Here is a 26352-nt window from a genome sequence, read left to right on the forward strand (position 1 = left end):
CCGGCCGTGCGGGTACGGATCATCGGAGGCGGCCTGGCCGGCGCGCTGCTGGCCTGGCGGCTCGCGGACCTGGCCCCCGACTGGCGGGTCGAGGTGGTACTGGCCGGCCGGACCGGGCGGGTCGACGCGACGGCGGCCTCGGGCGGCGCGGTCCGGGCGTACGAGGACGACCCGGGTCAGCGCCGGCTCGCCCTCGACAGCCTGGCCGAACTCCTCGGCAGCCCGACCCTGCGCCGGTGGGCGGACTTCCGGCCCTCGGCGGCCACGTACCTGCGGCGCGACCGGGTCGGGCTCGATGACGCGGTCGCCGAGATCGAGCACCGGCTGCCCGGGTCCGCCCGGATCGCCGACGCCGCCGAACTGGCCGGCCTCGGCTGGGCGGGGCTCGCCCCCGGGGACGTCGCGGTCGTGGAGCGCCAGGCGGGGCAGATCGCGCCGGGCCGGCTCCGGGAGGCGGTGCTGGCCGACAGTCGCGCACGGTGTTTGGAGTCCACATTGGACGTGATCGCCACCGGGAACGCGGACCTGACGGTGGTCGCCGCCGGGGCCTGGACCCCGGCGCTGCTCCGCGCCAGCGGCCTGCCGGCGGACGGCTACCGGACCAAATCCCTCCAGTACTCGGTGCACCCCGTCGAGGGGACCCGCCCCGGCCAGTTCGTCGACGGCGTGACCGGCGTGTACGGCCGCCCCGACGGCGCGTACGGGCTGCTCCTCGGCGTGCCCACCGACGCCTGGGACATCGACCCGGACGCGCCGCCGACCACCCCCGCCCTCGCGGACCGGGCCCGCCGCCTCGCGGGGGAACGGTTCCCCGGACTGCGGATCGGCCCGGCCCGGCTGCGGATCGGCTCCGTCGACTGCTACCACGACGAGCCCGGCCTGGCTCTGCGCCCGGTGGGTCCGCCGGGGCACGGCGTGTTCACGTTCACCGGCGGAGCCGGCGGCTCCGCCAAGACCGCGCTGGCCGCCAGCCTGCGCGCCGCGACCCGGCTCGTCGAGTCAGGTCGCACCGCCCTACCCACTCCCGTCGAACGCAGGTGAGGTCACAGATGGTCCACGACGAAACTTCCAGCACTCAAGTGCCGCGCTACCACACGGTGGGCGTCGGCGCGGGTCCGGCGAACCTCAGCCTGGCGGCACTGTTCGGCTCGGCCACCACCGAGTCGATCGCCCTCTTCGACCGGCAGCCGGGACCCGGTTGGCACAACTCGCTGCTGCACTCCGGGGTGCGGATGCAGACCTCGTGGCTCAAGGACCTGGTGTCCATGGTCGACCCGCGCCACGAGTTGAGCTTCCTGAACTACCTGGTCACCACCGGGCGGATGTTCGCGCTGCTCAACGCGCAGTTCGACGTGATGCCCCGGATGGAGTACGTCAAGTACCTGACCTGGTGCTCGCAGCGGATCCGCGAGATCCACTACGGCGTGACCGTGGACAGCATCTCGCTGGGGGAGCAGGGCTTCACCCTGCACGCCGCCGGCCGGGAGCTCGCGCACGCCGAGCACCTCGTGGTCGGCCTCGGCAGCCGGCCGGTGATCCCCGACGGGCTCGCCGGACTGCCCGCCGACCGCGGCTTCATCGCCGACCACCTGGCCGACCGGCTCGACGCGCTGGGCACCGACCGGCACGCGCCGGTGGCCGTGGTCGGCGGCGGCCAGACCGGCATCGAGGCCACGATGCGGCTGCTGGCCCGGGGCCACACCAACATCCTGTGGTTCGGCCGGCGGCTGTGGATGGAGACCATCGACGACTCGCCGTGCGCGAACGACGTGTACCGGCCCGCGCACATCGAGTCCCTGCAGAAGCTGTCCCCGGAGACCCGGCGCAAGGTGATCAAGGGCCTCGACCCGACCGGGGACGCGCTCACCCCGGGCGCGATGCGCGCGCTCTACCAGGCCAACTACGACGGCCTGCTGGACCTCGGCCGGTTCCCCGTCACCCTGATGCCCGGCAGGGACGTCACGTCGGCCGTCCTGGAGGGGGCCGACGTGGTGGTGACCTGCCGCACCGCCGAGCACATCGAGGAGCACCGGGTCCGGGCCGTGGTGATCGCCACCGGGCGGGAGAACACCCCGATCCCGTTCGACGACGACCTGCGCGAGCGGGTCGAGTGGGGCGAGGACGGCGAGGTGATCGTGGAGAACGACTTCTCCGTGCGGTGGAAGGGCATGAACGGCCACCAGATCTACGCCATGAACCGGGCCCGGATGAGCATGGGTCTCACCGACGCGAACCTGACCCTGCTGCCGGTCCGGGCCGCGATCGTCCTGAACTCCATGTTCAAGCGGGAGATCTTCCCGGTCGTGGACGAACTCTGCCCGGTCAACTGGGGGTGAGCCTCGTGTATGACGGCCGGCGGTTCCGGCCGGTGGGCGCGGTGCCGGACCCGTCCGGCGCCGAGCCCTCCGTCGGGCACTACCACCAGTCCGGCGACCTGGTGTGGGCCGAGTTCTCCGGCACCGCCGTCCGGACCGGGCGCCTCGTCGGCACCTGCGGCCCGGACGGCGTGCTCGACGCCGCGTACTGCTACGTCACGGCGGCCGGCGAGACCGTGTCCGGCACGTTCACCGGCACGCCCACCGTCCTCGCCGACGGCCGGGTCCGGCTCACCGAACACTGGCGCCGGGCGGACGGCTCGTCCGGCGTCTCGGAGATCGAGGAGTTGTCGGCATGACCCTGTTGGTGATCGGCACCGGGGGCCGGGAGTACCGGGAGTACCTCCTGGCCTCGATCGGGGCCCGGTACCGGGTGCACCTCCTGCTCGGCGGGGAGCCGACCTGGGAACGCGAGCACATCGCCGGCTGGACGGTGCTGGAGAACCCCGGCGAGACCGTCGACGCGACCGAGCTGTGCGCGGCGGCCCGGGCGGTGCCCGAGCCGGTGCGCGGCGTGCTCAGCTGGGACGAGGCCCGGGTGCTGCAGGCCGCGAAGGTCGCGGCGGCGCTCGGCCTGCCCGGCGGGGACCCGGACGTCGCGATGCGGTGCCGGGACAAGCTGCTGACCCGGCGGGCGCTGCACGCGGCCGGGGTGCCCCAGCCGGCGTCCGTGCAGGTCGGCGACGTGGACGCGGCACTGGAGGCGGCCGGGGCCATCGGGTACCCGGTCGTGCTCAAGCCCCGGGCGCTCGCCGCCAGCCTCGGCGTCGTGCTCGTGCACACCCCCGCCGAGCTGGTCGAGCGGTTCGCGTTCGCCCGGGACACCACGGTGCCCGGCGCGTGGACGTACGACACGGTGCTGGTCGAGGAGTACGCGACCGGGGACGAGGTCAGCGTCGACTCGGCGGTGCACGGCGGCCACGTGTCCCCGCTGTACGTGGCGCGCAAGGACATCGGGTACCCGCCGTACTTCGAGGAGGTCGGGCACGTGGTCGACGCCGCCGACCCGCTGCTCACCGACCCCGTCGTCCTGCGGATCGTCCGGGACACCCACGCGGCCCTCGGGATCACCGACGGCATGACGCACACCGAACTCAAGCTCACCCCGACCGGCCCGAAGGTGATCGAGGTCAACGGCCGGCTCGGCGGGGACCTCATCCCCTACCTGGGGCTGCGGGCCACCGGCATCGACCCGGGACTGGCGGCGGCGGCCGTGGCCTGCGGGCTGCCCCCGGAGGTGGCGGCCGACCGGCGGCTGGTCGGGGCGGTCCGGTTCCTGTACCCGGAGAAGGACGACACCACCATCGACGCGGTCGACATCGACACCGGGGCCCTGCCCGTCGCCGTCGACCGGGTCACGGCGCTGGCCGGCCCCGGCGACGTGGTGTCCCCGCCGCCCGTCGGCACCCTGTGGGGGCGGATCGCGTTCGCCACCGCCGTCGCGGAGACCGCCGCGGCATGCGCCCACGCCCTCGACGCGGCCGACGCCGCGGTCACCGTGAGAGAGAGGTAGCCCGTGGACCGGTGCGCCATCGTCGTGGACCCGCTGGGGACCGGCCAGGAGTACCCGGCCGCCTTCGCCGACGCGGGGGTGGAAACGGTCGCGGTGCTCAGCACCCCCGAACCCATCGCGCTGTACGCGGCCTCCTGGCACCCGGAGAACTTCGCGCACGTGCACGTCTTCGACGGCGACCTGGAAACCCTGGCGGAACTCCTCCGGGGGTACGACCCGCTGTGCCTGATCGCCGGCTCCGAGACCGGCGTCGAGCTCGCCGACGCGCTCGTCGAACTCGTGCTGCCCGGCACCGGCCACGTGCCCGCCCTGGCCGCCGCCCGCCGCGACAAGTGGGCGATGGCCACCGCCGCCGACGCCGCCGGCCTGCCGCACCTGCGCCAGCTGTGCTCCGCCGACCCCGGCGAGATCGGCCGCTGGCTGCGCGACACCGGCCTCGACCAGGTCCGGCTCGTGGTCAAACCACCGAAGAGCGCGGCCACCGACAACGTGCACTTCGTGGAGCCCGGCGGGGACTGGCGGCCCTACTTCGACCAGATCCTCGGGCACACCAACGAGTTCGGGCTGCGCAACGACGCGGTCCTCGTCCAGGAGTACGCCGACGGGCCCGAGTTCCTCATCGACAGCTACTCCGTGGCCGGCGAGCACGGGCTGGTGGACGTGTGCCGGTACACCAAGGTGCGGCGCGGGGACCGGATCGGCATCTACGACCTGGTCGACTTCCTCGCGCCGGGGGATCCGGACGTGGCCGCCGTGTGGCCGTACACCCAGAGGGTTCTCGATGCCGTGGGGGTGCGCAACGGGTGCTGCCACACCGAGGTGATCCTGACCGCCGACGGACCCCGGCTCCTGGAGGTCGGCGCCCGACCGGCCGGCGGCGGCCACCAGATGATCTCCAGGATGGCGACGGGTACGAACCACATCCTGCGCACCGTCGACCACCGGGTACGCGGCGAGTTCACCCCGACCTACGACCTGGTCCAGCACGTGTGCAGCGTGGTGATCTCCGCTCCGCACGCCGGGGTGTGGCGCAACGCGGACCTGTTCTCCGACGTGTCCGCGTTGCCCACGTACTCGCTGCACCACTTCTACTTCGGCGACGGGGACGCGCTGCCCGCCCCGGCGGGGCTGTCCAGCATGGTCGGCTGGGTCGTGCTCGCCACCACCGACCGGGCCGCCCTGGAGGCCGACTACCGCCGGATCAAGGAGTTGGAACGGCGGATGGTGGTGGAGGGGGACCCGCGCGTGCGGCGGTGACCGCGTCACCTGCGGCTGTACCAGCAGGTCACGTAGGCGTCGCCGCGCTGGATGGTCTTGGCCATGTGCCCGTTGGGCCTGGCGTTGAGGGTGTCGATCCGCCGCGTCCCCTCGGTCAGCTCCAGGCCCCGGCCGGCCTTCATGGCGTAGGGCTCGTAGAACCGCCAGGTGCCCGCGTCGTTGACGGGTGTCTCGCCCGGCTCCTCGCTGGTCCCGCCGCATTCGATCACCCCGACCCGGGAGAAGGTGCCGTCGGCGTCGAGGGTCAACGTGCCGCCGTGCGGCCCGTTCCAGGTACCGACCACCTCGTCCTCCTCGACGTGTTCGTCGGGGTCGACGCCTCCGGCGCAGCAGCAGATACCGTCGCAGCCGGCCAGGAGGAGTCCCGTGAGGAGCCAGCGTCCGACCCGACCCTTGAACGCGTTCAACATGGCCCCAGCCTAGGCATCCGGGGGAGCTGGCGACGCCCCGCCGGGTGTGTGCTGGCTCTCCCGGTGGCCTCCGGTGACCGCGCCCGCCCGATCCCGGACCGCTGTCCGGCGGGCCCCACGGGGAGATACGGTCACGATCATGGACATCGAGCAGATCACCCTCTCGGACCCGACCGCGGGCCCCTACGCCGTCGCGACCGGACTCGACGGCGCGCTGTGGTGCACCCTCGTGCACGCCGGCCGGATCGTCCGGCTGTTCCCCGGCGGCGAGCCCGTCGCGTACGACGTGGGCGCCGACTCCGGGCCGACCGTCATCACCCCGGGGCCGGACGGGGCGCTCTGGTTCACCCAGTACAAGGGCCACCGGATCGGCCGGATCACGACCGGTGGCGAGGTCTCCACCTTCGAGCTGCCGACCCCCGGGGCCGGACCCTACGGGCTCGCGGCCGGGCCGGACGGCGCGCTCTGGTACACGGCGACCTCGGCGCACCAGGTCGGACGGATCACCGTCGGCGGCGCGGTCACGGAGTACCCGATGGCTGAGGGGTCCTTCCCGTCCGCCATCACGGCCGGGGGCGACGGCGCGGTCTGGTTCACGCTGAACCAGGCCAACGCGATCGGCCGGATCACCGCCGACGGCACGCTGCGCACGTTCCCGCTGCCCACGGCGGACGCGGCCCCGGTCGGGATCACCGCGGGGCCGGACGGAGCGGTGTGGTTCGTCGAGATCGGCGCCGGTCGGATCGGCCGGATCAGCACGGGCGGTGAGATCACCGAGTTCCCGCTGCCCGACCCCGCCAGCCGGCCGCACGCCATCGTCGCCGGGCCGGACGGCGCGCTGTGGTTCACCGAGTGGGGCACCCACCGGCTCGGCCGGATCACGATCAGCGGCGACATCACCGAGCACGACCTGCCGGGTACCGAGCCGCACGGGCTGACGGTCGGGCCCGACGGCCGGATCTGGGTGGCGATGGAGAACGGCGTCCTGGCCCGGGTCGGGCGCTGAGGCGCGGGGGAGAACGGCCGACGCGGTTCACACGAGGCTGACGGCGCGCCGTGGGCGGGGACGGAAGGGGACACGAGGTGTTCGTTGTGGCGTTCGATCTGGATGGAACGCTGGTCACCGCCGGGGTGATCGGCCGGCGGGCCGCGCTGGCCGCGACCCGGGCGGTCACCGGCCGCGAACCCGACGACCTCCCGTCCCGGGCCGGGCGCACCGACAGCGCCATCGGACTGGACATGCTTCTCGCCGCCGGGGTGCCGCACGCCGAGGCCCCGGGCCTGCTCGGCGCATACCTCGCGGCGCTGCACGACGCGGCGGTCGACCTGATGGGCGACTACCGGGACCGGGCCAGGGTCCTGCCCGGGGCGCGCGAGGTCCTGGAGGTGCTGCACGGGCGGGCGGACGTGCTGCCGGTGCTGGTCACCGGCAACATCCGGTCGGTGGCCGAAGCCAAGATGACGGCCCTCGGCCTGCACGGGCTGGTGGCGTGGGACTGTGGGGGCTACGGAGCGGACTCGCCCGTGCGCGCGGACCTGGTCCGCACCGCCTGGCAGGCCGCGTCCCGGCACACCCGCGCCCCGATTCCGCCCGGCCGGGTGATCGTGGTCGGCGACACCCCGCGGGACATCGACGCCGCCCGCACCGCCGGCGTCACCGCCGTCGCGGTCGCCACCGGAGCCCACACCGCCCCGGACCTGGCAGGGGCCGACCTGGTCCTGCCCGACCTGGCCGGCCCGCGGACAGCGGAGCGGATTCTCGCCGCACGCCCTCAGGGGACCGCCCGGCCCCGGGTGCGCGGACCTCGAACTCACGGGGGCGGACCCGCCCGACCCCGGTGATGAGTTTCCGCACCGACGCCCGTCATACCTGCGACGGACACGACGAGGCGGAAGGATGACGTGATGAACGCGGACACGCGGCCGGAGGAACGGGACACGGGCGGCCCGGGCGGGAGCGGGCTCGGCGACGTCGGCGAGTCGGCGTTCACGGGGCTGGCGCAACGGCACCGGCGGGAGCTGCACGTGCACTGCTACCGGATGCTCGGGTCGTTCGAGGACGCCGAGGACACCGTGCAGGAGACGTTCCTGCGGGCCTGGCGGCGGCGGGAGACCTTCGAGGGGCGGTCGACGTTCCGGGCCTGGCTGTACCGGATCGCCACGAACGCGTGCCTGGACCTGCTGGCCCAGCGCCGCCCGCGGCCCGCGACCGGCGGCGAGGTGCTGTGGCTGCAGCCCTACCCGGACCGGCTGCTCGACGAGCTGCCCGCGGCCGACGCCGACGAGCCGGAGACCGTCGCCGTCGCGCGGGAGACGATCGAGCTGGCCTACCTGGTCGCGGTCCAGCATCTCGCGCCGCGCCCGCGGGCCGTGCTGATCCTGCGGGACGTGCTCGGCTGGCCGGCGAAGGACGTCGCGGAGCTCCTCGGGGACTCGGTCAACTCCGTGAACAGCGCGCTGCAGCGGGCCCGCGCCGGCATGCGGGAACACCTGCCCACCGAGCGGCAGGACTGGACCGGGGGTGAGGAGGACGCCGCGACGCGCGAGCTGGTGCGCCGCTACACCGACGCCAGCCTGGCCACGGACGTCGACCGGGTCGCCGCACTGCTGCGGGACGACGTCCGCTGCTCGATGCCGCCCACCCCGGGCCTGAACATCGGCCGGGACACGGTGGTGAACGACTGGATCGCCAGCGGTTTCGCGGGCATGGGGCGCATGCGCGCCGTCCCCACCGCCGTGAACCGGCAGCCCGCGGTCGCCTTCTACCTCTGGCGGAAGGAGCAGGGCGCGTACCTGCCGCTGACGATCGACGTCCTGCGCGTCTCCGGCGGGGCGATCACCGAGATCATCACGTTCCACGACGACCAGTTCCCGCTGCTCGGGCTGCCGGAGCGCCTGCCGGCGGACGGCACGGAGTAGTCCCGGTGCGGACGCTCACGCTACGCGGCGGGGCGCGGGTCGCGGTGGACGCGGCGGAGTGGCGCGACGCGTTCGGGGTCGTCACCCGTGGGCGGGTGCAACTGGAGCTGCGCGACGGCGGGCCCGGGCCGGTCCTCGGAACCGACGCCGGGTTCTGGCTCCGCGGCACCGGCGTCCGCGCCCTGCGCAACCCCGACCGTCGCACGGCGAGGGTGCGCGTCGTCAGCCCGGGGCCGTCACCTGCCCCGCACACCAGTGACCGGATCAGGGAGAACAACATGAGAAGCAAGACCGACACGAGGGGTACCGTCGGCCCGGCACCGGGCCGGACCAGCCCCCTCCGCAGGCTCGCCGGTACCGGCCTCCTCGGCACTCCCGCGGCGGTGGCGGCCACCACCCTCGCCGCCGCGCTCGCCCGGGGGTCCGGCGTCGACTTCGAGGTCCCCGATGGAGGCGAGGCGATCCCGCTGGCCGGGTTCGCCGTGGTCACCGGCTTCTTCTCGGTCGTGGGCATCGTCCTCGCCGCCGCGCTTCTCCGGTGGAGCGCCCGCCCCGCCGAGCGGTTCGTGTGGACGGCGGTGACGCTGACCGCGATCTCCCTGGCCCCGCCCCTCGTCTCCGGGGCCGACTCCGCCACCGTCATCGCCCTCGTCGGGCTGCACCTCGTCCCCGCGGCGGTGGTGATCCCCACCCTGGCACGGAGCCTGCGCGCCCGGACCAGGTGACGGTCCGCCAACGGGGGAACCCGGTGCGGCGACTGCCCGGCCCACCCCTAGGGACGGTCCCGGCGGGGCTCAGGGACCGACCCTAGGGGATCGCCCCCTTACACAGTCCGAATGGGAGGGGAAGACTTCGTGGACATGAGACTGCAACGGATAGGGACAGTCGTCCTGGCCCTCGCCCTCGCCACCTCCGTGGCCGCACCCGCCGGGGCCGCCGCGCCGCCCGCCGGTGACACCCTGCGCGACGAGCTCGACGCCGTCGTCGCCGGCGGCGCGCCCTCGGCCGTCCTGGAGCTCCGGGACGGCCGGCGCGTCGAGCGGCTGGCCAGCGGCGTCGCCGAACTCGACCGCCATCGGCCCGCACCCGTCGACGGCAGGTTCCGGATCGGCAGCGTGACGAAGACCTTCGCCTCCGCCGTCGCACTCCAGCTCGTCGGCGAGCGGCGGATCTCCCTCGACGACAGCGTCGAACGCTGGCTGCCCGGCACCGTGCCCGACGGCCGGAACATCACCGTGCGGCAGCTGCTCAACCACACGAGCGGGCTGTACAACTACACCGACGAGGTGCTGGTCTCCCCGGAGCAGGTGGTCCGCGACCGGTACAAGCGGTACACGCCCCGGCAGCTGGTCGCGCTGGCCACCGCGCACGACCCGCTGTTCGCGCCCGGCACCGCGTGGTCGTACTCGAACACGAACTACGTCCTCGTCGGGCTCGTGATCGAGAAGGCGGCCGGCCGGTCCTTCGAGGCCGAGGTGCGGCGGCGGATCGTCCGGCCGCTCGGGCTGCGCGACACCGAGCTGCCCGGCGACGACCCGTCGATCAGCGGGCCGCACGCGCACGGCTACCTCCAGGTCGACGACGGGCCGGTGGACATCACCTCGCTGAACGTCTCGTCGGCCTACGCCGCCGGGGAGGTCATCTCCACCACCCGCGACCTGAACACGTTCTACGCGGCGCTGCTCGACGGCCGACTGCTCCGGCCCGCCCAGCTCGCCGAGCTGAGGACCACGGCGTTCGACTCGGGCTACGGGCTGGGGATCGGCAAGGTCGCGCTGCCGTGCGGCGGCGAGGTGTGGGGGCACACCGGCGGGATCCCCGGCTACCTCACGTTCTCCTACCACCAGCCGGAGACCGGCCGGCACTTCAGCATGTCGGCGACGACCTACGCGGTGGTCCCGGACGGCGCCATGCTCGGCCTGCTCCTGGCGGCCTTCTGCCCGGGCGGGGTGCCGGGCGGGTCGGCCGCGCTGAAGCTCACGGCCGCCTGACGTCGCGCGCCGCCGGGCGGTCCGGAGGACGAAGGGCGCCACGGACCGGCCGGTCGGCCACGTCGTCGACGGCCGGACCGGCCCTAGCCGCGCGGGAGGTCGAGCGGCACGCTCCTGGATGAGACAGCCTGTTTCATGCTACGAACAGGGCCGTCTTACCAGAGAGGACGTGCCTGATGCTCGTCGACGTGGACTTCTCGTGGACCGGGAACGCCGGGGCGGTGCTGCTGCGGCTGACCGCCGTGACCGACGCCGCCCGGGACGCCGGTGACCTCGGCCCGTACTGGATGCGCCGCGGCCCGGACGGCTGGGCCCTGCGGCTGGCACTGCCGGCGCGGTTGCGGACCTCGTACCAGATCTGTCCGGTCCCCGACGGCCACCCGGAGCCGGCCCCGGACGCCGAACGCTGGGCCCGGCTCTGCGCGGCGGGAGTACCCGATCCGACCGCCCCGGCCGTCCTCGCCGCGGGCAACATCTTCGGAAACCCGGGCCCGGCCTCGATCCTGGAACTCCCGGAGGCACCGCCCCAGCCGTGGTGGGAGCGCCGCCCCGGTGTGCCGGCCGGTGTGGTGAGCCGTCACGAGCTGGCCGGTGAGGTCGTGCACCGCTACCTGCCGGCAGGCCACCGGCCCGACCGGGCCTGTCCGGCGGTGGTCGTGTTCGACGGCGCGTCCTGGCTGGGCGTCGACCTGGCGGCCACGGTGGACAACCTGGTCGCCGAGGGCCGGATACCACCCCTGGCGGTGTTCCTGGTGGAGTGCGGACGCGGCCCGGCACGGTGGGCCCGCCTCACCAGGCCCGAGGTGCTCGACCCCATCGTCGACGGCGTGGTGGCGCTGGCGGCGCGGTCGGGTGCGGGCGGGCCGGTCCTCCTCGCCGGTCAGAGCCTGGGCGCGATCGCCGTCACCTATCTGGCCAGCGAGTACCCGACCCGCTTCGCCGGGGTGATCGCCCAGTCCCCGGCGCTGTGGTGGCCGGGCTCCGACGGCGGACTGCGGGGCGTGGACATCCTCAGCCGGTACTGGACGGCTCCGCCCGCCGTCCCCTGGTTCGTCGAGGTCGGCACCCACGAAGGAGAACTGCTGGCCGCCACCCGCGAGTTCCACGGCGTCCTGGCCGACTCCGGCGCGACCGTCCGGTACCGCGAGTACGAGGGCGGACACGACATGGCCTGCTGGCGCGGCGGGATCGCCGACGGCCTCGTCGCCCTGGCCGGTGCGCTGTGAACCTGGGGCGCCGGCCCACTGTCCGCGGGCCGAGGGAACAGCCCGGCGCCACCGCCGGCCGTACCGGTCAACATGCGGGTGGTAATCCAACACTTCCCAACATTGCCGGGCGTCTCTGTATCCAGGTCGGTGGATATGCCCGGAACATCGACCCACTCCTATGGCGATCCTGTTGACATCTGGCGAAACGAGCGAGAAACTGACCGTGTTCTTGCATGAAACAACAGAAGTGAACACGGAGTGCTCGGGGCGCTGAGGCGCTCGGGGGCTGCAGCGTCTCCCGTTCCGAAAGGGAAGGTTCAGCTGTGTCACGTACTCGAAGAGTGTTTACCGCCGCGGTCGCCGCCGTCGCGCTGGTGACCGTCAGCGCGGTGGCCTCGTCCACGGCGTCGGCGCTGCCGCCCGGTGCCACGTACACGGTCACCGCCGGGTCGATCGGCACCTGGTCGACTCCGAACGACACGCCCGCGAACACCTACGTCGACAAGGACGGCACGTTCTACTTCCAGCAGGCCGCCGGGCTGTACGGCGCGTCGCAACGCAGGCACTGGGACTTCTTCACCGGGACGAACATCGACAACGCGACGTTGTCGACCGCGATCAGCAACGCGGTGAACCCGAACAACGCCAACGACAAGAACAACGACACGACCTGGCGGTGCAACAACAGCCCCACCGGCCTGGAGTCCACCTACGCGCCGGCGGGGTCCTCGTACTCGCAGCGCAACTTCTGCGACCTGTCCGGGGTGTGGGTCGACCCGGACACCGGCGACTGGCACGGCCTGGTGCACAACGAGTTCACCCCGCAGCCGTTCGGCGACGGTCTGCACTACGACTCCATCGACCACGCGGTGTCGACCAACCAGGGCAGGACCTGGGTCATCGACGCCCATGCGATCACCTCGCCCTACAGCACCACGCGGAACGACACGACGGCCTTCCCGAACCAGACCTACCACTACGGTGACGGCGACCAGCGGCTGTTCGTCGACACGGCCTCGGGCTACTTCTACGCGCTCTACGGCTCGCGGATCGTCGACAAGAGCGGCAGCTGGAAGGCCTTCTACTCGCACGTCGCGCGGGCACCCCTGTCGGGCAAGATGGCGTCCGGCACGTGGCAGAAGTGGTACAACGGCGCGTGGACGCAGCCCGGCATCGGCGGCAAGGAGAGCAACATGGTGCCGGTCACCGCCTCCAACCCGAACGGGTACACCCCGACGGGCTCCGAGTACAACCCGGCGAACACCGGTACGGCCAGCCAGCAGATCGCCGCGGGCAAGATGCCCGCGACCTCGCCCCTGTTCGTCATGAACATCGCCTACAACGCCTACCTCGGCGTGTACATCGGCACCCCGCAGGCCGTCGACCAGTCCGGTAACGCGCCACAGGAGTACTACGCCACCGACGACCTGGCAACCCAGAAGTGGACCCGGATCGGCGACTCCGGCTCGTACCACAACGCGTCCTGGTACCGCTGGTTCATCGACAGCGCGAACAAGACCAACTCCACGATCCTCGGAAAGTCGTTCCGGTACTACTGCTCGTTCGGCTGCTCCGGCAGTTCCCAGAACCAGTACGTCAACATGAGCATCGACTCGAACATGCCCGCTCCGGCGCCCGTGGACCTGTCGAAGACGTACAAGATCGGCAGCGGATCCAACCGGATCCTCGCCCAGGTCTCCGGCAACACGACGACCACCTCGGTGGGCACGGCCACCGGATCGAACCTGGAAGCATGGAGCTTCACGAGCCTCGGTGACGGCTCCTACCGGATCACCAACGCCTCCACCGGCCAGGCCCTCGGCGTCGACGGCGCCGCGACCAGCGCCCGGGCATGGGGCACCAAGCCGACGGTCACCGCGGTCAACGCCTCCAACGTCGGCCAGCAGTGGTTCATCGTCAAGAACGCCTCGGGGGGTACGTACCGGCTCGTCAACCGCCACAGCGGACTCGTGCTCGGCATGTCCTCGGAGTCCACCCGGCTCGCCGAGACCACGCCGACCCGCGCGTGGACGAACAGCACGGGCAACCCCGTCGGCGGGACCCGCACCGCGGCCGAGCAGACGATGACTCTGACCCAGGTCGGCACCGGCGCCGAAACCGTCAGCGTCACCAACCCCGGCCCCCAGACCAGCACCGTCGGCACCGCCGTCTCGAAGCAGATCGCGGCCACCGACTCGCTGGGCAAGCCCCTGACGTTCTCCGCGACCGGCCTGCCCGCCGGGCTGTCGATCAGCGCGTCCGGGCTGGTCACCGGCACCCCGACGACGGCCGGCACCTCGAACGTCACCGTCACCGCCAACTCCGGCACCGCCAACGGACAGGCGACGTTCGGCTGGACGGTCAACCCGGCCGGCGGCGGCCGGTTCCCGCAGTCGTCGATGTCGGTGAAGTCGTGCGACAGCGCGGAGACGACCAACGAACAGGCGCCGTGCACCAACGTGCTCGACGGCAACACCGGCACGTTCTGGCACACCAAGTGGTCGGGCACCGCCGCGCCCATGCCGCACGAGATCCAGATCGACCTCGGCTCCAGCCGCTCGGTCACCAACCTGTACTACCTGCCCCGCCAGAACCAGGCCAACGGCCGGATCGCCAACTACGAGGTGTACGTCTCGACTGACGGCACCACCTGGGGCACCGCCGTGGCCACCGGCACGTTCACCAACAACACCACCGAACAGGCGGTGAACTTCGCGGCCAGGACCGGACGCTACGTCAAGCTCCGCGCCCTGACCGAGGTCAACGGCAACCCGTGGACCTCCGTCGCCGAGATCAACATCGCCGGCGTCTAGCGACAGCACCGGGGGCCGGAGGGGAGGTGTACTCCCTTCCGGCCCCCGGCGACAATCCATCCCGCCACCCGGGTGTCCGGCCTCCGCGGCGTGCACCCTGGGTTCGGGGCCTCCGCGTCGGGCCAGGTCGGCAGGGTCGCGCCACGGCAGGGTCCTCGGTGAGCCCGTAGTGGCGCGGCCGGCCCCGTCGGATGCCGGCGACCCCGTTGGGCGAGGGCGGGTCAGATGGCCGAATGTCACACCGCCCCCGGCCCGGTTGACGTTAACTGGAGGCATGGCGGAGGTCACCACCGAGTTCCTCCGGACCATGATCGCCGATGGCCGGCTCAGTGACGCCGTGGCCGCGGCCGACGAGTTGGCCGCCACCGCGACGCCGTACGTGGCCGCGTACGCCACCTTGCAGAAGGTCGTCGCCCTGTTCAACCTCGGGCGGCTGGCGGAGATCCCGGCCGCGCTGGACGACGCGTACGCCGTGGTGCGCGACCACGACCCCGCCTTCCTGGCCGAGTTCCACGCGCTGGCCGCGGGCCGGGCGTTCCTGGAGGGCTCCCTGGACCGGTGCGCCACCCACATGGTGCTCGGTGACCGGGCGCTCCGCGACGGCGCCGCCGACAGCATGGAAGCGGTCGACGCGTACGGGGACCTGGGCTTCTTCAACTCGGTGATGGGCCTCTACGAGAACGCCGTCGCCCTGCTCCAGGAGTCGCTGGTGATCGCCGAGCGGATCGGCCGGTTCACGCCGATGTACCGCCGGCCGGACATCCATCTCCGCCAGGCGCTGTACCTCGACCACTGCGGCCAGTGCGAGCAGGCCAGCCGGATCCTGACCTCGATCGTCGAGGAGGCCGACGAGCTGATCGCCACCCACGGACCCGAAGCCGTGCGGCCCATCCTGCGCACCTCGGTCTGGTACGCCAGGGTCCGCCTCGCCGCCACCGACCCGCCCGCCGGCCGTGACCCGCCGCCCCCGCCGCCGCGCACCATCGAGGAGGTGGACCCGGAACGCGACGCCATGATCGCCCTCGGCGAGGTGTGCCGGGCGATCGCGCTCGGCGAGCCGGACCGGGCGCTGGCTCTGCTCGACCGGCTCGACGCGCAGGTGGAGTTCGTCGGCGCGGGCGAACCTGGTCGACTGAGGTCCCTGGCGCTCGCGACGGCCGGGCGCTACCAGGAGGCGTACCTCGCGGTGCAGGCCTCGTTCGCGGCCACCTCGGTCACCTTCGACCGGGCCCGCAAACTGTTCCTGGACTCGGTGGCGGTGCGCCTCGACTACGAGGACCTGCACCGCACCGCCGCGCGGTACGCCGACGAGGCGCACACCGACACCCTGACCGGGCTGCCGAACCGCCGGCACTTCCAGGAGTACGCCGAGGCCGGGCCGGTCGGCGTGCGCACCATGCTCGCGGTGATCGACCTCGACCGGCTGCACGCCCTCAACGCCGCGCACGGCCACCTGGTGGGCGACGAGGTGCTCCAACGGGTGGCCGCCGTGATGAGCCGCTCGGTCCGCCGCAACGACCTGCTCGCCCGGGTCGGCGGGGACGAGTTCGTCCTGGTGATGCCGGCAGTGCTGTCCGTCGAGGCCGAACGGCTGGACCGGCGGGTGCGCGCCGACATCGCCGCCGAGGACTGGTCGGCCCTGGTCGGCACGACCACCGTGTCGGTCAGCATCGGCTGGGCCGAGCTGAGCCCCGGCGACAGCCTGATCGACGCGTTCGCCGAGGCGGACCAGCGGATGCTGGCCTCGAAGACCAGCACCCGCTGAGCCGCCGCCGGGCCAGCTACGTCACTGCTCACCGTCCGGCTGAACCGTCGGCCCACTACCCGGGCTGCCACCAGTCCAGCTGAACCCTCGGCCCGTTACCCGGGCTGCGATCCGTCCGGCCGAACCTCGCCGGGCCACCTACGTCACTGCCACCCGTCCGGCTGAACCTGCGGCCCGCTACCCGGGCTGCGAACCGTCCGGCCGAACCCTCGCCGGTCCGCTACGTGGGCTGCCACCCGTCCGGCGGATCCTCCCCGACCCGCCCGTCCACCGCCTCGCGCAGCAGATCCGCCTGCCCGGTGTGCCGGCCGTACTCCTCGATCAGGTCGAACAGCAGCCTGCGCAGGCTCGCCCGGCCGCCGCCGACGTGCACCCGGCGGTCGAGCCCGCCGTCGGCCAGGGCCTCGGCGAGCCGCTGGCGGGACCGGGCCACCGCGGCGTCCCACAGCGCGTAGAGCTCGGCCGCGCTGTCCCGGTCGGCCGAGTCGAAGTCCCAGTCCGGCTGCGCCGACCAGTCGGCCGAGAGCCACGGCTCGTTGATCGGCACCCCGGCGAGCTTCACGGTGAACATGTTGTCCTCGACGGCGGCCAGGTGTTTGAGCAGCCGGCCCAGCGTCAGGGTGGAGGCGCCGATCCGCTGGCCCAGGCCGGTCTCGTCCAGGCCGTCGGTCTTCCAGCGGAACGTGGCCCGCAGCCGGTCCAGGGCGCCGATCAGGTGCTCGGTCTCCGTGCCCGCCAGCGGGGGCTCCCAGGGGCGATCGTCAGTCATGGCCGCAGCCTAAACGCCGGGTACGACACATTCCCGGGGAACGACCGGCCGGCACGCCCCGCGGGTGCCGGGTCCCGTCCACCCCCGGGAACTGTCGGCCCCCGGCGATACCGTGACCGTCATGACCGAGAATTCACCGATCCTCGTCCTGGGCGGCACCGGCACCGTCGGCAGCCGGGTCGCCCACCAGCTCCGCGCCGCCGGCCGCGAGATCCGGGTCGCCGCCCGGCACGCCGAACACCGGTTCGACTGGTCCGAGCCGGACAGCTGGCAGGCGGCCCTCGACGGCGTCCGCACGATGTACGTGCTGCTGCCCGACGAGGTCGACATGCCCGAGACGTTCATGGCGGCAGCCGTTCGCGCCGGAGTGCGCCGCGTGGTCCTGCACTCCGACCGCGCCGTCGACTTCATGAACGTCACCCGCCTCCAGTCGGCGGAGCGCCAGGTCCGCGGCGCCGGCTGCGACTGGACCATCGTCCGCCCGGACTGGTTCGACCAGGACTTCGAGACCTTCTTCCGCCAGCCGGTGCTCGACGGCCGGCTGTGCGTGCCGATCGGCGCGACCCGGCAGGGCTTCGTGGACGCCGACGACATCGCCGCCGTGGCGACCAGCGCGCTGCTCCGTCCGGACCTCGCGGGCCGGGTGTTGCCGCTGACCGGGCCGCGGGCGCTGTCGTTCCCCGAGGCGCTCGACCACATCGGGCACGCCATCGGACGCCCGGTCGCCTTCGACGGCACCCCCGACGCCTACCGCGAGGCCATGCGGGCCGCCGGCACCCCGGACGCCGCGATCGACACCCGGATCGGGAACTTCGCGGCCGCCGCCGCCCAGGGCGACACCCGGCCCACCGGGGTGGTGGAGGAGATCCTCGGCCGCCCGGCCCGCGACTTCGCCGACTACGCCCGGGAGGCGGCGGCCCGCGGCGTCTGGGACTGACGGCGGCCGCCGTGCGGTCGCGATAGTCTCACCCGATGATCAACAACCTGGTGGCGTTCGCCGTGGCCGTGACTGTGTTGTCGATCACGCCGGGCACGTCGATGGCGCTGATGACGCACTGCGTGCTGCGGGACGGCCGGCGGGCGGTCGCGCCGGTGGTCGCCGGGACCGTCGCGGGCCTGTGCCTGCACGGTGCGGCGTCGGTGGCCGGCCTGTCCGCGCTGGTGATGCGCTCGGCCACCGCGTTCATGGTGCTCAAGTGGCTCGGCGCGGCGTATCTCGTGTGGCTCGGTGGGCGGGCGTTGTGGTCGGCGGTGCGCGCCGGGCGTCCGGCGGAGACGGTGCCGCCGGGGGAGCGGCCGGCCCCGGCGCGGCGGGTGTTCCGCCAGGCGTTCGTCGGCAACGTCCTCAACCCCAAGGCCGCCGGCTTCTACCTCACCGCGCTGCCGCAGTTCCTGGACGCGGGCCACCCGGTCACCTCGACGGCGCTGCTCGTCGCCGTGCACGTGGGGATCGTGCTGTGCTGGCTCACCCTGTTCGGCTGGCTGGTGGGGAAGGGGCGGCGCGCGCTGGTGCGTACCCGGGTGCGGCGCTGGTTCCAGGCGACGGCCGGCGTGCTGCTGATCGGGCTCGGGGCCCGCGCGGCCCTCCGCTGAGCCCACGTCCCGCACCGAACATCCGACACCAACACCCTCCGATGGGTACTGCCGACACGCGCGTCCGCGGGCGGCGTCGAGGCGCCAGCGCTTGGCACCGTCCGGTTCCGCCGTGGCCGCGCCGACGACGGTGCGGCCGTCGAACCGGTACAGGTACCAGGGCGGTGAGCCCGTGCGGGTCGGGCCGGACAGCTCGACACGTGACGGGCCGGGCGGCGCGGTCGGCCCGTCTCGTGTCGAGGCGGTGTGCGGGGCCGCGCCCACCGGTGCCGGCGACGGGGCGCGGGATCGCCGGACGCCGCCGCGCCTGACGATCCGACCGCCGCCACGAGAATCTCAGGCCCCGCCGGTGCCCGCGCCGTCCGTCTCGTGGAACGTGCACCCCAGCGTCGCGCCGGCCGCGACGTTGACGATCCCGTCCTCCAGATCCGTGGTGCCCCGCACGAACGCCCCCGCGTAGCCCCGGGCGGACGTGAACACGCCCCAGTTCAGCAGCCGCTGCTCGTGGCCGTCGGCCGTGGGGAACAGCTCCGGCACGCCCCGGATCCGGCGCTGGAGCACGTGGTGGCCGGTGTTCGCGCCGTCGAGGTGGGCGCGCCACTCGTCGGCGGGGGTCTCCCAGCCGGGTACGACGCCGATCCCGCCGTGCAGCAGGGTCGGCTTGAGGATCAGGTTCTCCCGCTCCGCCTCCGCGTACCCCCGCAGGTCCACCAGCTCGCCGTCCACCACCACGTCGCCCTCGCGGACGATCTGGGTCCACGGCAGCAGCCGGTCGAGGCTGGCCACCTGCTCGGCGGTGAAGTGGTGCCGGTTGGCCCCGTCGGAGACCATGGCCAGCGCGGCCTTGTTGCCGTACAGCTCGGCGTCCATCGGTGCGAAGATCCGCACCTCGCCGCGCTCGACGGCCCGCAGGACCGGGTCGACCAGGCCGGGGCCCTCCGGGTCCAGCAGGTCCTCGATCAGGAACAGCCGGTAGATGACGTCCACCGGGCGGCCGTCCAGCCAGACCCGGCCACTGTGGATCTTCAGCATGCCCAGGTGGCACGGCACCACGTCGACGCCGAACGGGGCCATCGCGGCGGCGCTCTGCTTGAGCCGTTCCTCCAGGTTCGCGAAGCTCGCCGGCCAGTCCACGGCGGCGACCAGTGGGCGCTGCCCGTCGGGGATGTCACTCTCCACCAGCAGGGTCGAGACCAGCTCGGCGAGCGTGTCCATGTACGCCAGGCCGTGCTCCGCGACGAACTCGGCGAAGAACGGGTGGGTGAGGAACGTCGGGTTGACCATGGCGTTGTCCAGGCCGCCGAGCGCGCTGCCCAGGTTGAGCTCCATCAGGCGGAAGTGCTCGCCGTCGTGGTAGATGTCGGCGCGGCCCATCCGGGTCGGCGCCGGCCCCCGGCCCCGGAGGACGGCCGTGACCTGCGGCTCGGTCATGCCGGCCGCGCGGGCGAACGCGCCGATGTCGCCGCCGAACAGCCGGTCGGGCAGGGCGTAGAGCGCGTCCTGGAGGTTGCGCAGGTCCGCGTCGAGCCGGGCGACCTCGGCCCGGTCCAGGAACGCGGGCCGGGGCAGCGTCTTGCCCCGGTAGCTGGTCGCGTCCAGGTCGAGGTGCCGGAGGGTGGCGGCCGGCAGTTCGTCGGCGCCGACGCCCCGGCGGGCGACCTCGGTGAGGTAGTGCTCGGTCAGCGCGTTGCGGGTCATGCGGCTTCGGTCCTCTCGTCGAGCGGGGCGTCGGAGTTGACGGGCGGGACAACTTCGGGGGCCGGGGCGCGCATCCCGAACCAGCCGGCGGCGATCCCGACCGCGGTGGCGGCGGCGTACCACCACCAGACGTCGTTGTGCACCCGGTTCCACAGGGACAGGCCGACCACGGGGCCGATCGCGGAGCCGATCCCGAACACGGCCGACTGCGCGCCGATGTACCGGCCCCGGTGCCGCTCGGGGCTGGCCACCGCCGAGTACGCGAACATGGTCGGCCCGGCCACCACCTCGGCGAGCGACCAGACCAGGGTGCCGAGCACGAACGCGGCGACCCCGATCGGCAGCGTGTAGCACGCCAGACCCCCGCCGAGCAGCACGAACCCGACGGCGACGGTGACCCGCATCGGCCACGTCTGCACGACCTTGGTGACGAGCAGCTCGCAGGTGATCACGATGAACCCGTTGAGGGCGAGCATGGCGCTGAACCAGGCGGTGTTCAGCCCGTGTGACTTCATGGCCACGGGCAGCGCGCTGAGGTACTGGGTGTACACGGCCGCGTTGACCAGGAGCGCGAGTAGGAACAGCACGTACCGGCCGTCGCGGAGCACCACGAGGTAGCTGCCGGAGGACTCCTTCTCCGGCGCCCCGACCCCGTCGGGCAGGGGGGCGCCGCGCCGGGGGAGCGCGATCCCGGCGATCACCGCGAACGCCCCGCAGGCCACGGCCTCGGCCCAGAACAGCAGGTCGTAGCTGACCGCGACGAGGGCGGCGCCGACCAGCGGGGCGGCGGTGGTGCTGATGTTGTACGCGAGCCGGTACATCGCGAAGATCATGACCTGGCGGTGCATGGGGGTCAGCTCGGACAGCAGGCTCTTGGCGGCCGGCCGGTAGAGGGCCGTCATCGCGCCGACCAGGGCCACGGCCGCGAGCATCACCGGGTAGCTGTGCAGGTAGAGGACCGCGAGCACCATGGCGGCGGTGCCGGCCATGCTGGCCAGGATCGTGCGGCGCGGGCCGAGCCGGTCGGACAGTTCGCCGCCGACCAGGGAGCCGGCGACGGCGCCGACCGAGTACACCCCGAGGGCGACGCCGGCCTGCACGGTGGTGAAGCCCCGCATGGTCAGGAACAGCACGAGGAAGATCTGGATGAACGCGCCGAGCCGGTTGACGAGGATCCCCACCAGCAGGGCCTTGGCCGCCAGCGGGGATTCTCGCCAGGTGACGAGGATGCCCGCGTCGGTGGAGCTGGTCATCGCCGGTGCCTCTCGGTCGGGGCGTGGCGGGCGACGGAGGCCGCCCGCCACGCGGGGTGCTACTGGTGCAGGGTCAGCTTCAGGAGCTGCCCGGCGCCGCCGGCGGTGGCGGTCTTGTTCGTCACGTACACGACGTTGCCCGGCCCGACGGCGAGCCCGCCCGGGTTGGTGAGCCCGGTCGTGGCCAGCACCGTGCGGGTGCCGTCGCCCTCGACCCGGACCAGGCGGCCCGTCTGGTCGGGGTCGAGCAGGCCGTTCTTCGCCAGCTCCAGGACGAGCATCCGGCCCTGGGCGTCGAACGCGATGTCGACGATGTTGGTGAAGCCGTCCGCCCAGATCGTCGGGGCCTGGCCCGGCTTGACCCGGTAGATCCGGGCCTCGTTCTGGTGGTACGGGAAGCCGCTGAGCTCGGCGACGTAGTACGCGCCGTTGGCCTTCGTGACCGCCATCGGCACCGAGTCGATGTACTCCCCGGCGACGATCCTGGGGCCGAACACCGCGAGCGTGGTGACCGTGCCGTCGTGGCCGACACACAGGAGCGTGTTGCCACCGGCGTCGGCGACGATGTTGCCGTCCCCGTCCGAGTACATCCCGAACGGGTTGGACCGCACCGAGTCCGGCTCGGGGTTGTTGGCCTGCTCGTACCCGACCAGGTCACCGACGCCGACGAGCTGGCCGGCGTCCGTGTAGGTCGCCGAGTGGCCGAGCAGGGCCGCGTCCGGGCCGAAGCCGTCGTGGAACGGCTGCGGGCCGTTCATGCCGAACAGGAGCTGCTTGCGGCCCTTGTACAGCGTGATGTCGTGCAGCCCCTGGACCGTGTCCTTGGCCGAGTTCGCGATCGACGGCAGACCGGTGACGATCCGCTTCTGCCCCGTCGAGGTGTACTCGAAGATCGAACCCGACGGCCCGTAGCACCACTGGGTCCGGCCCAGGTTCGTGCACGGCCCGTTGTTCTGGGTGGCGACCCCGGCCTCGGCGACCAGCACCCGGTCCTTGCTGCGGTCGTAGAGCAGACCACGCGGCGCGTTGAGCCCGCTGGCGACCACCTCGATCTCGGTCGCGGTGCTCGTGGCGGCGGCCGGAGCGACCGGCAGCACGACGGTGGTCAGCGCCACCGCCAGCGCCATCACATGGACACGTCGCTGTGTTCGTTGCACCCGTTACCTCCATTGCTAGGCGTCCTCAAAGGACAAACACTAAACGCAGACCGGTGTGCGGGATCACATCCAAGGGGATGAGCGCTTTTAGCCATTCGGCTATTTACATATCCGGATCGTGCCAGGTGGAGAATTCGCGACTGCGGAACCGTAGAAAGTTTGTCCGGGGGAGACATAAGCTCTGCGTGATCACGGCCCGTGCCTGCGGGCCTACGCACTATCCCCGGGGAGGCGCCTTGCGTACGGGTGTTTGGCTGATCGGCGCGCGGGGCTCGGTCGCGGTCACCAGCATGATCGGCGCGCTGGCGGTGCGGGCGTCGCTCGCCGAGCCGGTCGGCTGCGTCACGGAGCTGCCGGAACTGCGCTCCCCGGCCCTGCCGGCCCTCGCCGACCTGGTCTTCGGCGGGCACGACCCCTCGACGGTCGGCCTGGTCAAGAAGGCCCGGGACCTGGCCGCGTCCGGGGTGGTGCCCTCCGCGCTCGTCGAGGCGGTCGCCGCCGAGCTGGAGGGCGTGGAGGCCGACGTCCTGGCGCCGCCGTCCGGCCGCACCCAGGCGGAGACCGCCGCGCGGACCGCCGCCGACCTGCGCGCCTTCCGGGACCGGCACGCCCTCGACCGGGTCGTCGTGCTCAACGTGTCCTCCACCGAACCGGCGGCCGTCCCGCACCCCGCGCACTACGACCTGGCCGCGCTCCGGGCCGCGCTCGACCTGCCCGACCCGGTGCTGCCCGCCAGCGCGCTGTACGCGTACGCGGCGCTGACCGCCGGCTGCCCCTTCGTGGACTTCACGCCGTCGACCGGCGCGCGGCTGCCCGCCCTGGCCCGGCTGGCCGTGGAGTCCGGCCTGCCCTACGGCGGCAGCGACGGCAAGACCGGGGAGACCCTGCTCAAGTCGGTGCTCGCCCCGATGTTCGCGCTCCGTCACCTGAAGGTCCGGTCCTGGTCGGGGGTCAACCTGCTCGGCGGGGGAGACGGGGCGACCCTGGCCGACCCGGCGGCGAACGCGGCCAAGACCGCCAGCAAGCAGCGGGTGCTCGGCGAGATCCTCGGCTACGAGCCCGAGGGCCACACCCGGATCGACCACGTGCCCGACCTCGGCGACTTCAAGACCGCCTGGGATCTGGTCACGTTCAGTGGTTTTCTCGGTACTGTGATGCGGATGGAGTTCACCTGGCACGGTTGCGACTCCGCGCTCGCCGCCCCGCTGGTCCTCGACCTGGCCCGCCTGACCGCCGCCGCGCACGCCGCCGGGGTGGTCGGACCGGTGCCCGCCCTCGCCTTCTTCTTCAAGGACCCGGTCGGCGACGTCCCGCACGGGCTCGCCGAACAGTGGACGCTCCTCGTGGAGTTCGTGAAGGGGCTGCGCGATGCTGCTGCGTGACCTCGTGCACCTCGTCCGGGCGCCCGCCGCGCTGTCCGTGCCCGGCGACGCGGTGGCCGGTGCCGCCGCCGCCGACGTCCTCGGCGCGCGGACCGCCGGCCTGGCCGCCGCCTCCGTCTGCCTGTACTGGGCCGGCATGGCCGCCAACGACTGGGCCGACCGCGACCTCGACGCCGTCGAGCGCCCCGAACGCCCCATCCCCTCCGGCCGGATCACCCCGAACGCGGCGCTCGGGATCGCCGGCGGGCTCACGGCCGCCGGCCTGGCCATCGCCGCCGTGGCCGGTGGCAGGCGGGCGCTCGGCGTGGCCGTTCCGCTGGTCGGCGCCATCTGGGCGTACGACGTGAAGCTCAAGAACACCCCCGCCGGGCCGGCCGGGATGGCGCTCTGCCGGGGCCTGGACGTGCTGCTCGGGGCCAGCCCCGGGAAGGTGACCAGGGCACTGTGGCCGGCGCTGGTGGTCGCCTCGCACACGTACACCGTGACGGCCCTGTCCCGCAGGGAGGTGCACGGCGCGGAACGGACCCTGCCCGCCCGCACCCTCGCCGCGACCGCCGCCATCGCCGCGGCCCCCGCCCTCGGCCGGCAACGCCGGGTGTCGGCGGCGCTGGGCGCCTGGTACGCGCACCGCTACGGTCGCGCGCAGGCCAAGGTCCTCGAGGACCCGTCGGCCGCCAACGTCCGGGCGTCCGTCGGGGCCGGGATCACCGCGCTCCCCGCGTTGCAGGGCGCGTTGACCGCCTCGGCCGGCGCGCCCGTCACCGGCGCCGTGCTGGCCGCCGTCGCGCCGCTGGCCCGGGCGCTCGCGCGGAAGGTGTCCCCGACGTGAGCCTGCGCTTCGGGTACGGCACCAACGGCTTCGCCAACCACTCCCTCGACGACGCGCTCGCCGTCCTCGCCGACCTCGGCTACACCGGGGTGGCGCTGACCCTCGACCACGCGCACCTGGACCCGTACGGCCCCGGGCTCTTCCAGCGCACCGCCGCCGTCGCCACCGCGCTCGGCCGGCACGGACTCGGCGTCGTGATCGAGACCGGGGCCCGCTACCTGCTCGACCCGCGCCGCAAGCACGCCCCGACCCTGCTGGACGACGACCGGGACCGCCGGGTCGACTTCCTCCGCCGCGCCGTCGACATCGGCGCGGACCTGGGCGCGGAGGCCGTGTCCTTCTGGGCCGGGATCCGCCCCGCCGACCTGACCCCGGCCGCCGCCCGGGACCGGCTGGTCGCCGGCTGCGCCGAGGTCGTCGCGCACGCCGACGCCGCCGACATGGTCCTCGGCTTCGAACCCGAGCCGGGGATGCTGGTGGAGACCCTCGACCAGTGGGAGGCCCTGCACGCGGACCTGGGCGCGCCCGACGCGTTCGGCCTGACCCTCGACATCGGGCACTGCCGGTGCAACGAACCGGAACCGGTGCCCGACTGCGTCCGCCGCGCCGGACCGTACCTGGTCAACGTGCAGATCGACGACATGCGCCGGGGGACCCACGAGCACCTGGAGTTCGGCACCGGGGAGATCGACTTCCCGCCGGTGCTCGCCGCGCTGGCCGACACCGGCTACCGGGGCCTGGTCGCCGTCGAGCTGCCCCGGCACTCGCACGCCGCCCCCGACACCGCCGCCCGTTCCCTGGCCTTCCTCCGCGCCGCCGAGGGGGTGCTGGTGTGATCCCCGCACCCCCCGCCAACGCCTGGCTCGACGCCGCCCTCGACCGGGTCGCCCTGGAACCGGCCTCGATCGGCACCCTGTTCCCGGCCGTCGGGCGGCACTGCGGGCGCGCCCCGCTCGCCGAGGGCTGGCGGACCGACGACGCGGCCCGGGCCCTGCTGCTCACCGCCCTGCCGGCCCGCGCGGTACTCGGCGAGGTCAGGGCCCTCTACCGGTACGGCGACGCCGACGAGAAGCGCGCCGTACTCCTCGCGTTGCCCTTCCTCGCCCTGGACGACCAGTGCGTGGACCTGCTCGGCGACGCGCTGCGCACCAACGACACCCGGCTCGTCGCCGCCGCCCTGGGCCCGTACGCGGCGCACCTCGACGACGCGGCCTGGCGGCAGGGCGTCCTCAAGTGCGTGTTCACCGGCGTGCCGCTGGCCGCCGTGCACGGCCTGACCGACCGGGCGGATGCCGAACTGGCCGTGATGCTCGCCGGCCTGGCCGACGAGCGCGCCGCCGCCGGCCGGACGGTCCCCGACGACGCCCTCGCCCTGCTGCACACCCTGAGGAGCCGGTAG

The 26352-nt window shown here is 73.3% G+C and carries 24 protein-coding genes; 19 read left to right on the forward strand and 5 right to left on the reverse strand.

Annotation, left to right across the window (positions count from 1 at the left end; translation table 11 throughout):
• Positions 1-6 precede the first annotated feature (6 nt).
• Genes PT931_RS10845 through PT931_RS10865 form a run of 5 tightly spaced genes read left to right on the forward strand, consistent with a single transcriptional unit; the run spans position 7 to position 5145 of the window.
• Positions 7-1041 carry an FAD-dependent oxidoreductase gene (locus PT931_RS10845; RefSeq protein ID WP_456245596.1) on the forward strand — a complete coding sequence of 345 codons (1035 nt, stop codon included), beginning with the start codon at positions 7-9 and terminating at the stop codon, positions 1039-1041.
• Between the two features lie 38 nt (positions 1042-1079).
• Positions 1080-2336, forward strand: a complete 1257-nt coding sequence (locus PT931_RS10850) for a SidA/IucD/PvdA family monooxygenase (protein ID WP_456245597.1) — start codon at positions 1080-1082, stop codon at positions 2334-2336.
• Entirely contained in the window at positions 2333-2674 is a 342-nt protein-coding gene (locus PT931_RS10855; protein WP_456245598.1) for a hypothetical protein, read from the forward strand. The genes PT931_RS10850 and PT931_RS10855 overlap by 4 nt, the downstream gene beginning before the upstream one ends.
• Positions 2671-3888 carry an ATP-grasp domain-containing protein gene (locus PT931_RS10860; RefSeq protein ID WP_456245599.1) on the forward strand — a complete coding sequence of 406 codons (1218 nt, stop codon included), beginning with the start codon at positions 2671-2673 and terminating at the stop codon, positions 3886-3888. Before PT931_RS10855 ends, PT931_RS10860 begins: the two co-directional genes overlap by 4 nt.
• A 3-nt stretch (positions 3889-3891) precedes the next feature.
• The gene (locus tag PT931_RS10865) at positions 3892-5145 is read left to right on the forward strand and encodes an ATP-grasp domain-containing protein (protein WP_456245600.1); all 1254 of its coding nucleotides are present in this window, start codon (positions 3892-3894) and stop codon (positions 5143-5145) included.
• Positions 5146-5150: 5 nt separating this feature from the next.
• On the opposite strand, the gene PT931_RS10870 is transcribed toward PT931_RS10865, so the two are convergent.
• Complete coding sequence (locus PT931_RS10870) at positions 5151-5576, reverse strand: hypothetical protein (RefSeq protein ID WP_456245601.1); 426 nt, start codon at positions 5574-5576, stop codon at positions 5151-5153.
• A 139-nt stretch (positions 5577-5715) separates the two neighbouring features.
• Between PT931_RS10870 and PT931_RS10875 the strand changes: the two genes are divergently transcribed.
• From PT931_RS10875 to PT931_RS10910, 8 genes are all read left to right on the forward strand, one after another.
• Positions 5716-6582 (forward strand): Vgb family protein, encoded by an 867-nt coding sequence (locus PT931_RS10875; RefSeq protein ID WP_456245602.1) that lies wholly within the window; start codon positions 5716-5718, stop codon positions 6580-6582.
• Positions 6583-6668: 86 nt separating this feature from the next.
• Entirely contained in the window at positions 6669-7418 is a 750-nt protein-coding gene (locus tag PT931_RS10880) for an HAD family hydrolase (RefSeq protein ID WP_456245603.1), read from the forward strand.
• Between the two features lie 63 nt (positions 7419-7481).
• Entirely contained in the window at positions 7482-8495 is a 1014-nt protein-coding gene (locus PT931_RS10885; protein WP_456245604.1) for an RNA polymerase subunit sigma-70, read from the forward strand.
• A gap of 5 nt (positions 8496-8500) precedes the next feature.
• Positions 8501-9220 carry a DUF6069 family protein gene (locus PT931_RS10890; RefSeq protein WP_456245605.1) on the forward strand — a complete coding sequence of 240 codons (720 nt, stop codon included), beginning with the start codon at positions 8501-8503 and terminating at the stop codon, positions 9218-9220.
• Between the two features lie 135 nt (positions 9221-9355).
• A complete protein-coding gene (locus tag PT931_RS10895; RefSeq protein WP_456245606.1) occupies positions 9356-10486 on the forward strand; it encodes a serine hydrolase domain-containing protein in 1131 nt (376 codons plus the stop codon).
• A 176-nt stretch (positions 10487-10662) separates the two neighbouring features.
• The gene (locus PT931_RS10900; RefSeq protein ID WP_456245607.1) at positions 10663-11712 is read left to right on the forward strand and encodes an alpha/beta hydrolase-fold protein; all 1050 of its coding nucleotides are present in this window, start codon (positions 10663-10665) and stop codon (positions 11710-11712) included.
• 323 nt (positions 11713-12035) lie between these two features.
• Positions 12036-14507, forward strand: a complete 2472-nt coding sequence (locus PT931_RS10905) for a discoidin domain-containing protein (RefSeq protein ID WP_456245608.1) — start codon at positions 12036-12038, stop codon at positions 14505-14507.
• A gap of 274 nt (positions 14508-14781) precedes the next feature.
• Positions 14782-16272 carry a GGDEF domain-containing protein gene (locus PT931_RS10910; RefSeq protein WP_456245609.1) on the forward strand — a complete coding sequence of 497 codons (1491 nt, stop codon included), beginning with the start codon at positions 14782-14784 and terminating at the stop codon, positions 16270-16272.
• A 220-nt stretch (positions 16273-16492) separates the two neighbouring features.
• Here the strand turns inward: PT931_RS10910 and PT931_RS10915 are convergent, their stop codons facing one another.
• Positions 16493-17041 (reverse strand): mycothiol transferase, encoded by a 549-nt coding sequence (locus PT931_RS10915; RefSeq protein WP_456245610.1) that lies wholly within the window; start codon positions 17039-17041, stop codon positions 16493-16495.
• Between the two features lie 121 nt (positions 17042-17162).
• Between PT931_RS10915 and PT931_RS10920 the strand changes: the two genes are divergently transcribed.
• Entirely contained in the window at positions 17163-17978 is an 816-nt protein-coding gene (locus PT931_RS10920; protein WP_456245611.1) for an NmrA family NAD(P)-binding protein, read from the forward strand.
• Between the two features lie 35 nt (positions 17979-18013).
• A complete protein-coding gene (locus PT931_RS10925) occupies positions 18014-18634 on the forward strand; it encodes a LysE family translocator (protein WP_456245612.1) in 621 nt (206 codons plus the stop codon).
• A gap of 336 nt (positions 18635-18970) precedes the next feature.
• On the opposite strand, the gene PT931_RS10930 is transcribed toward PT931_RS10925, so the two are convergent.
• Genes PT931_RS10930 through PT931_RS10940 form a run of 3 tightly spaced genes read right to left on the reverse strand, consistent with a single transcriptional unit; the run spans position 18971 to position 22712 of the window.
• A complete protein-coding gene (locus PT931_RS10930) occupies positions 18971-20332 on the reverse strand; it encodes a hypothetical protein (protein WP_456245613.1) in 1362 nt (453 codons plus the stop codon).
• Positions 20329-21585, reverse strand: a complete 1257-nt coding sequence (locus PT931_RS10935; protein WP_456245614.1) for an MFS transporter — start codon at positions 21583-21585, stop codon at positions 20329-20331. Before PT931_RS10935 ends, PT931_RS10930 begins: the two co-directional genes overlap by 4 nt.
• 59 nt (positions 21586-21644) lie before the next feature.
• On the reverse strand, positions 21645-22712 hold the full coding sequence (locus PT931_RS10940) for a ScyD/ScyE family protein (protein ID WP_456245663.1): 1068 nt from the start codon (positions 22710-22712) through the stop codon (positions 21645-21647).
• Between the two features lie 266 nt (positions 22713-22978).
• Between PT931_RS10940 and PT931_RS10945 the strand changes: the two genes are divergently transcribed.
• From PT931_RS10945 to PT931_RS10960, 4 genes are read left to right on the forward strand one after another with little or no spacing between them, the layout of a single operon-like run.
• Positions 22979-24124 (forward strand): inositol-3-phosphate synthase, encoded by a 1146-nt coding sequence (locus PT931_RS10945; protein WP_456245615.1) that lies wholly within the window; start codon positions 22979-22981, stop codon positions 24122-24124.
• A complete protein-coding gene (locus PT931_RS10950) occupies positions 24111-24953 on the forward strand; it encodes an SCO3242 family prenyltransferase (protein WP_456245616.1) in 843 nt (280 codons plus the stop codon). Before PT931_RS10945 ends, PT931_RS10950 begins: the two co-directional genes overlap by 14 nt.
• Complete coding sequence (locus PT931_RS10955; protein WP_456245617.1) at positions 24950-25789, forward strand: sugar phosphate isomerase/epimerase family protein; 840 nt, start codon at positions 24950-24952, stop codon at positions 25787-25789. Before PT931_RS10950 ends, PT931_RS10955 begins: the two co-directional genes overlap by 4 nt.
• Positions 25786-26352 carry an EboA domain-containing protein gene (locus tag PT931_RS10960; protein WP_456245618.1) on the forward strand — a complete coding sequence of 189 codons (567 nt, stop codon included), beginning with the start codon at positions 25786-25788 and terminating at the stop codon, positions 26350-26352. The genes PT931_RS10955 and PT931_RS10960 overlap by 4 nt, the downstream gene beginning before the upstream one ends.

The organism is Longispora urticae (genome assembly GCF_053902585.1).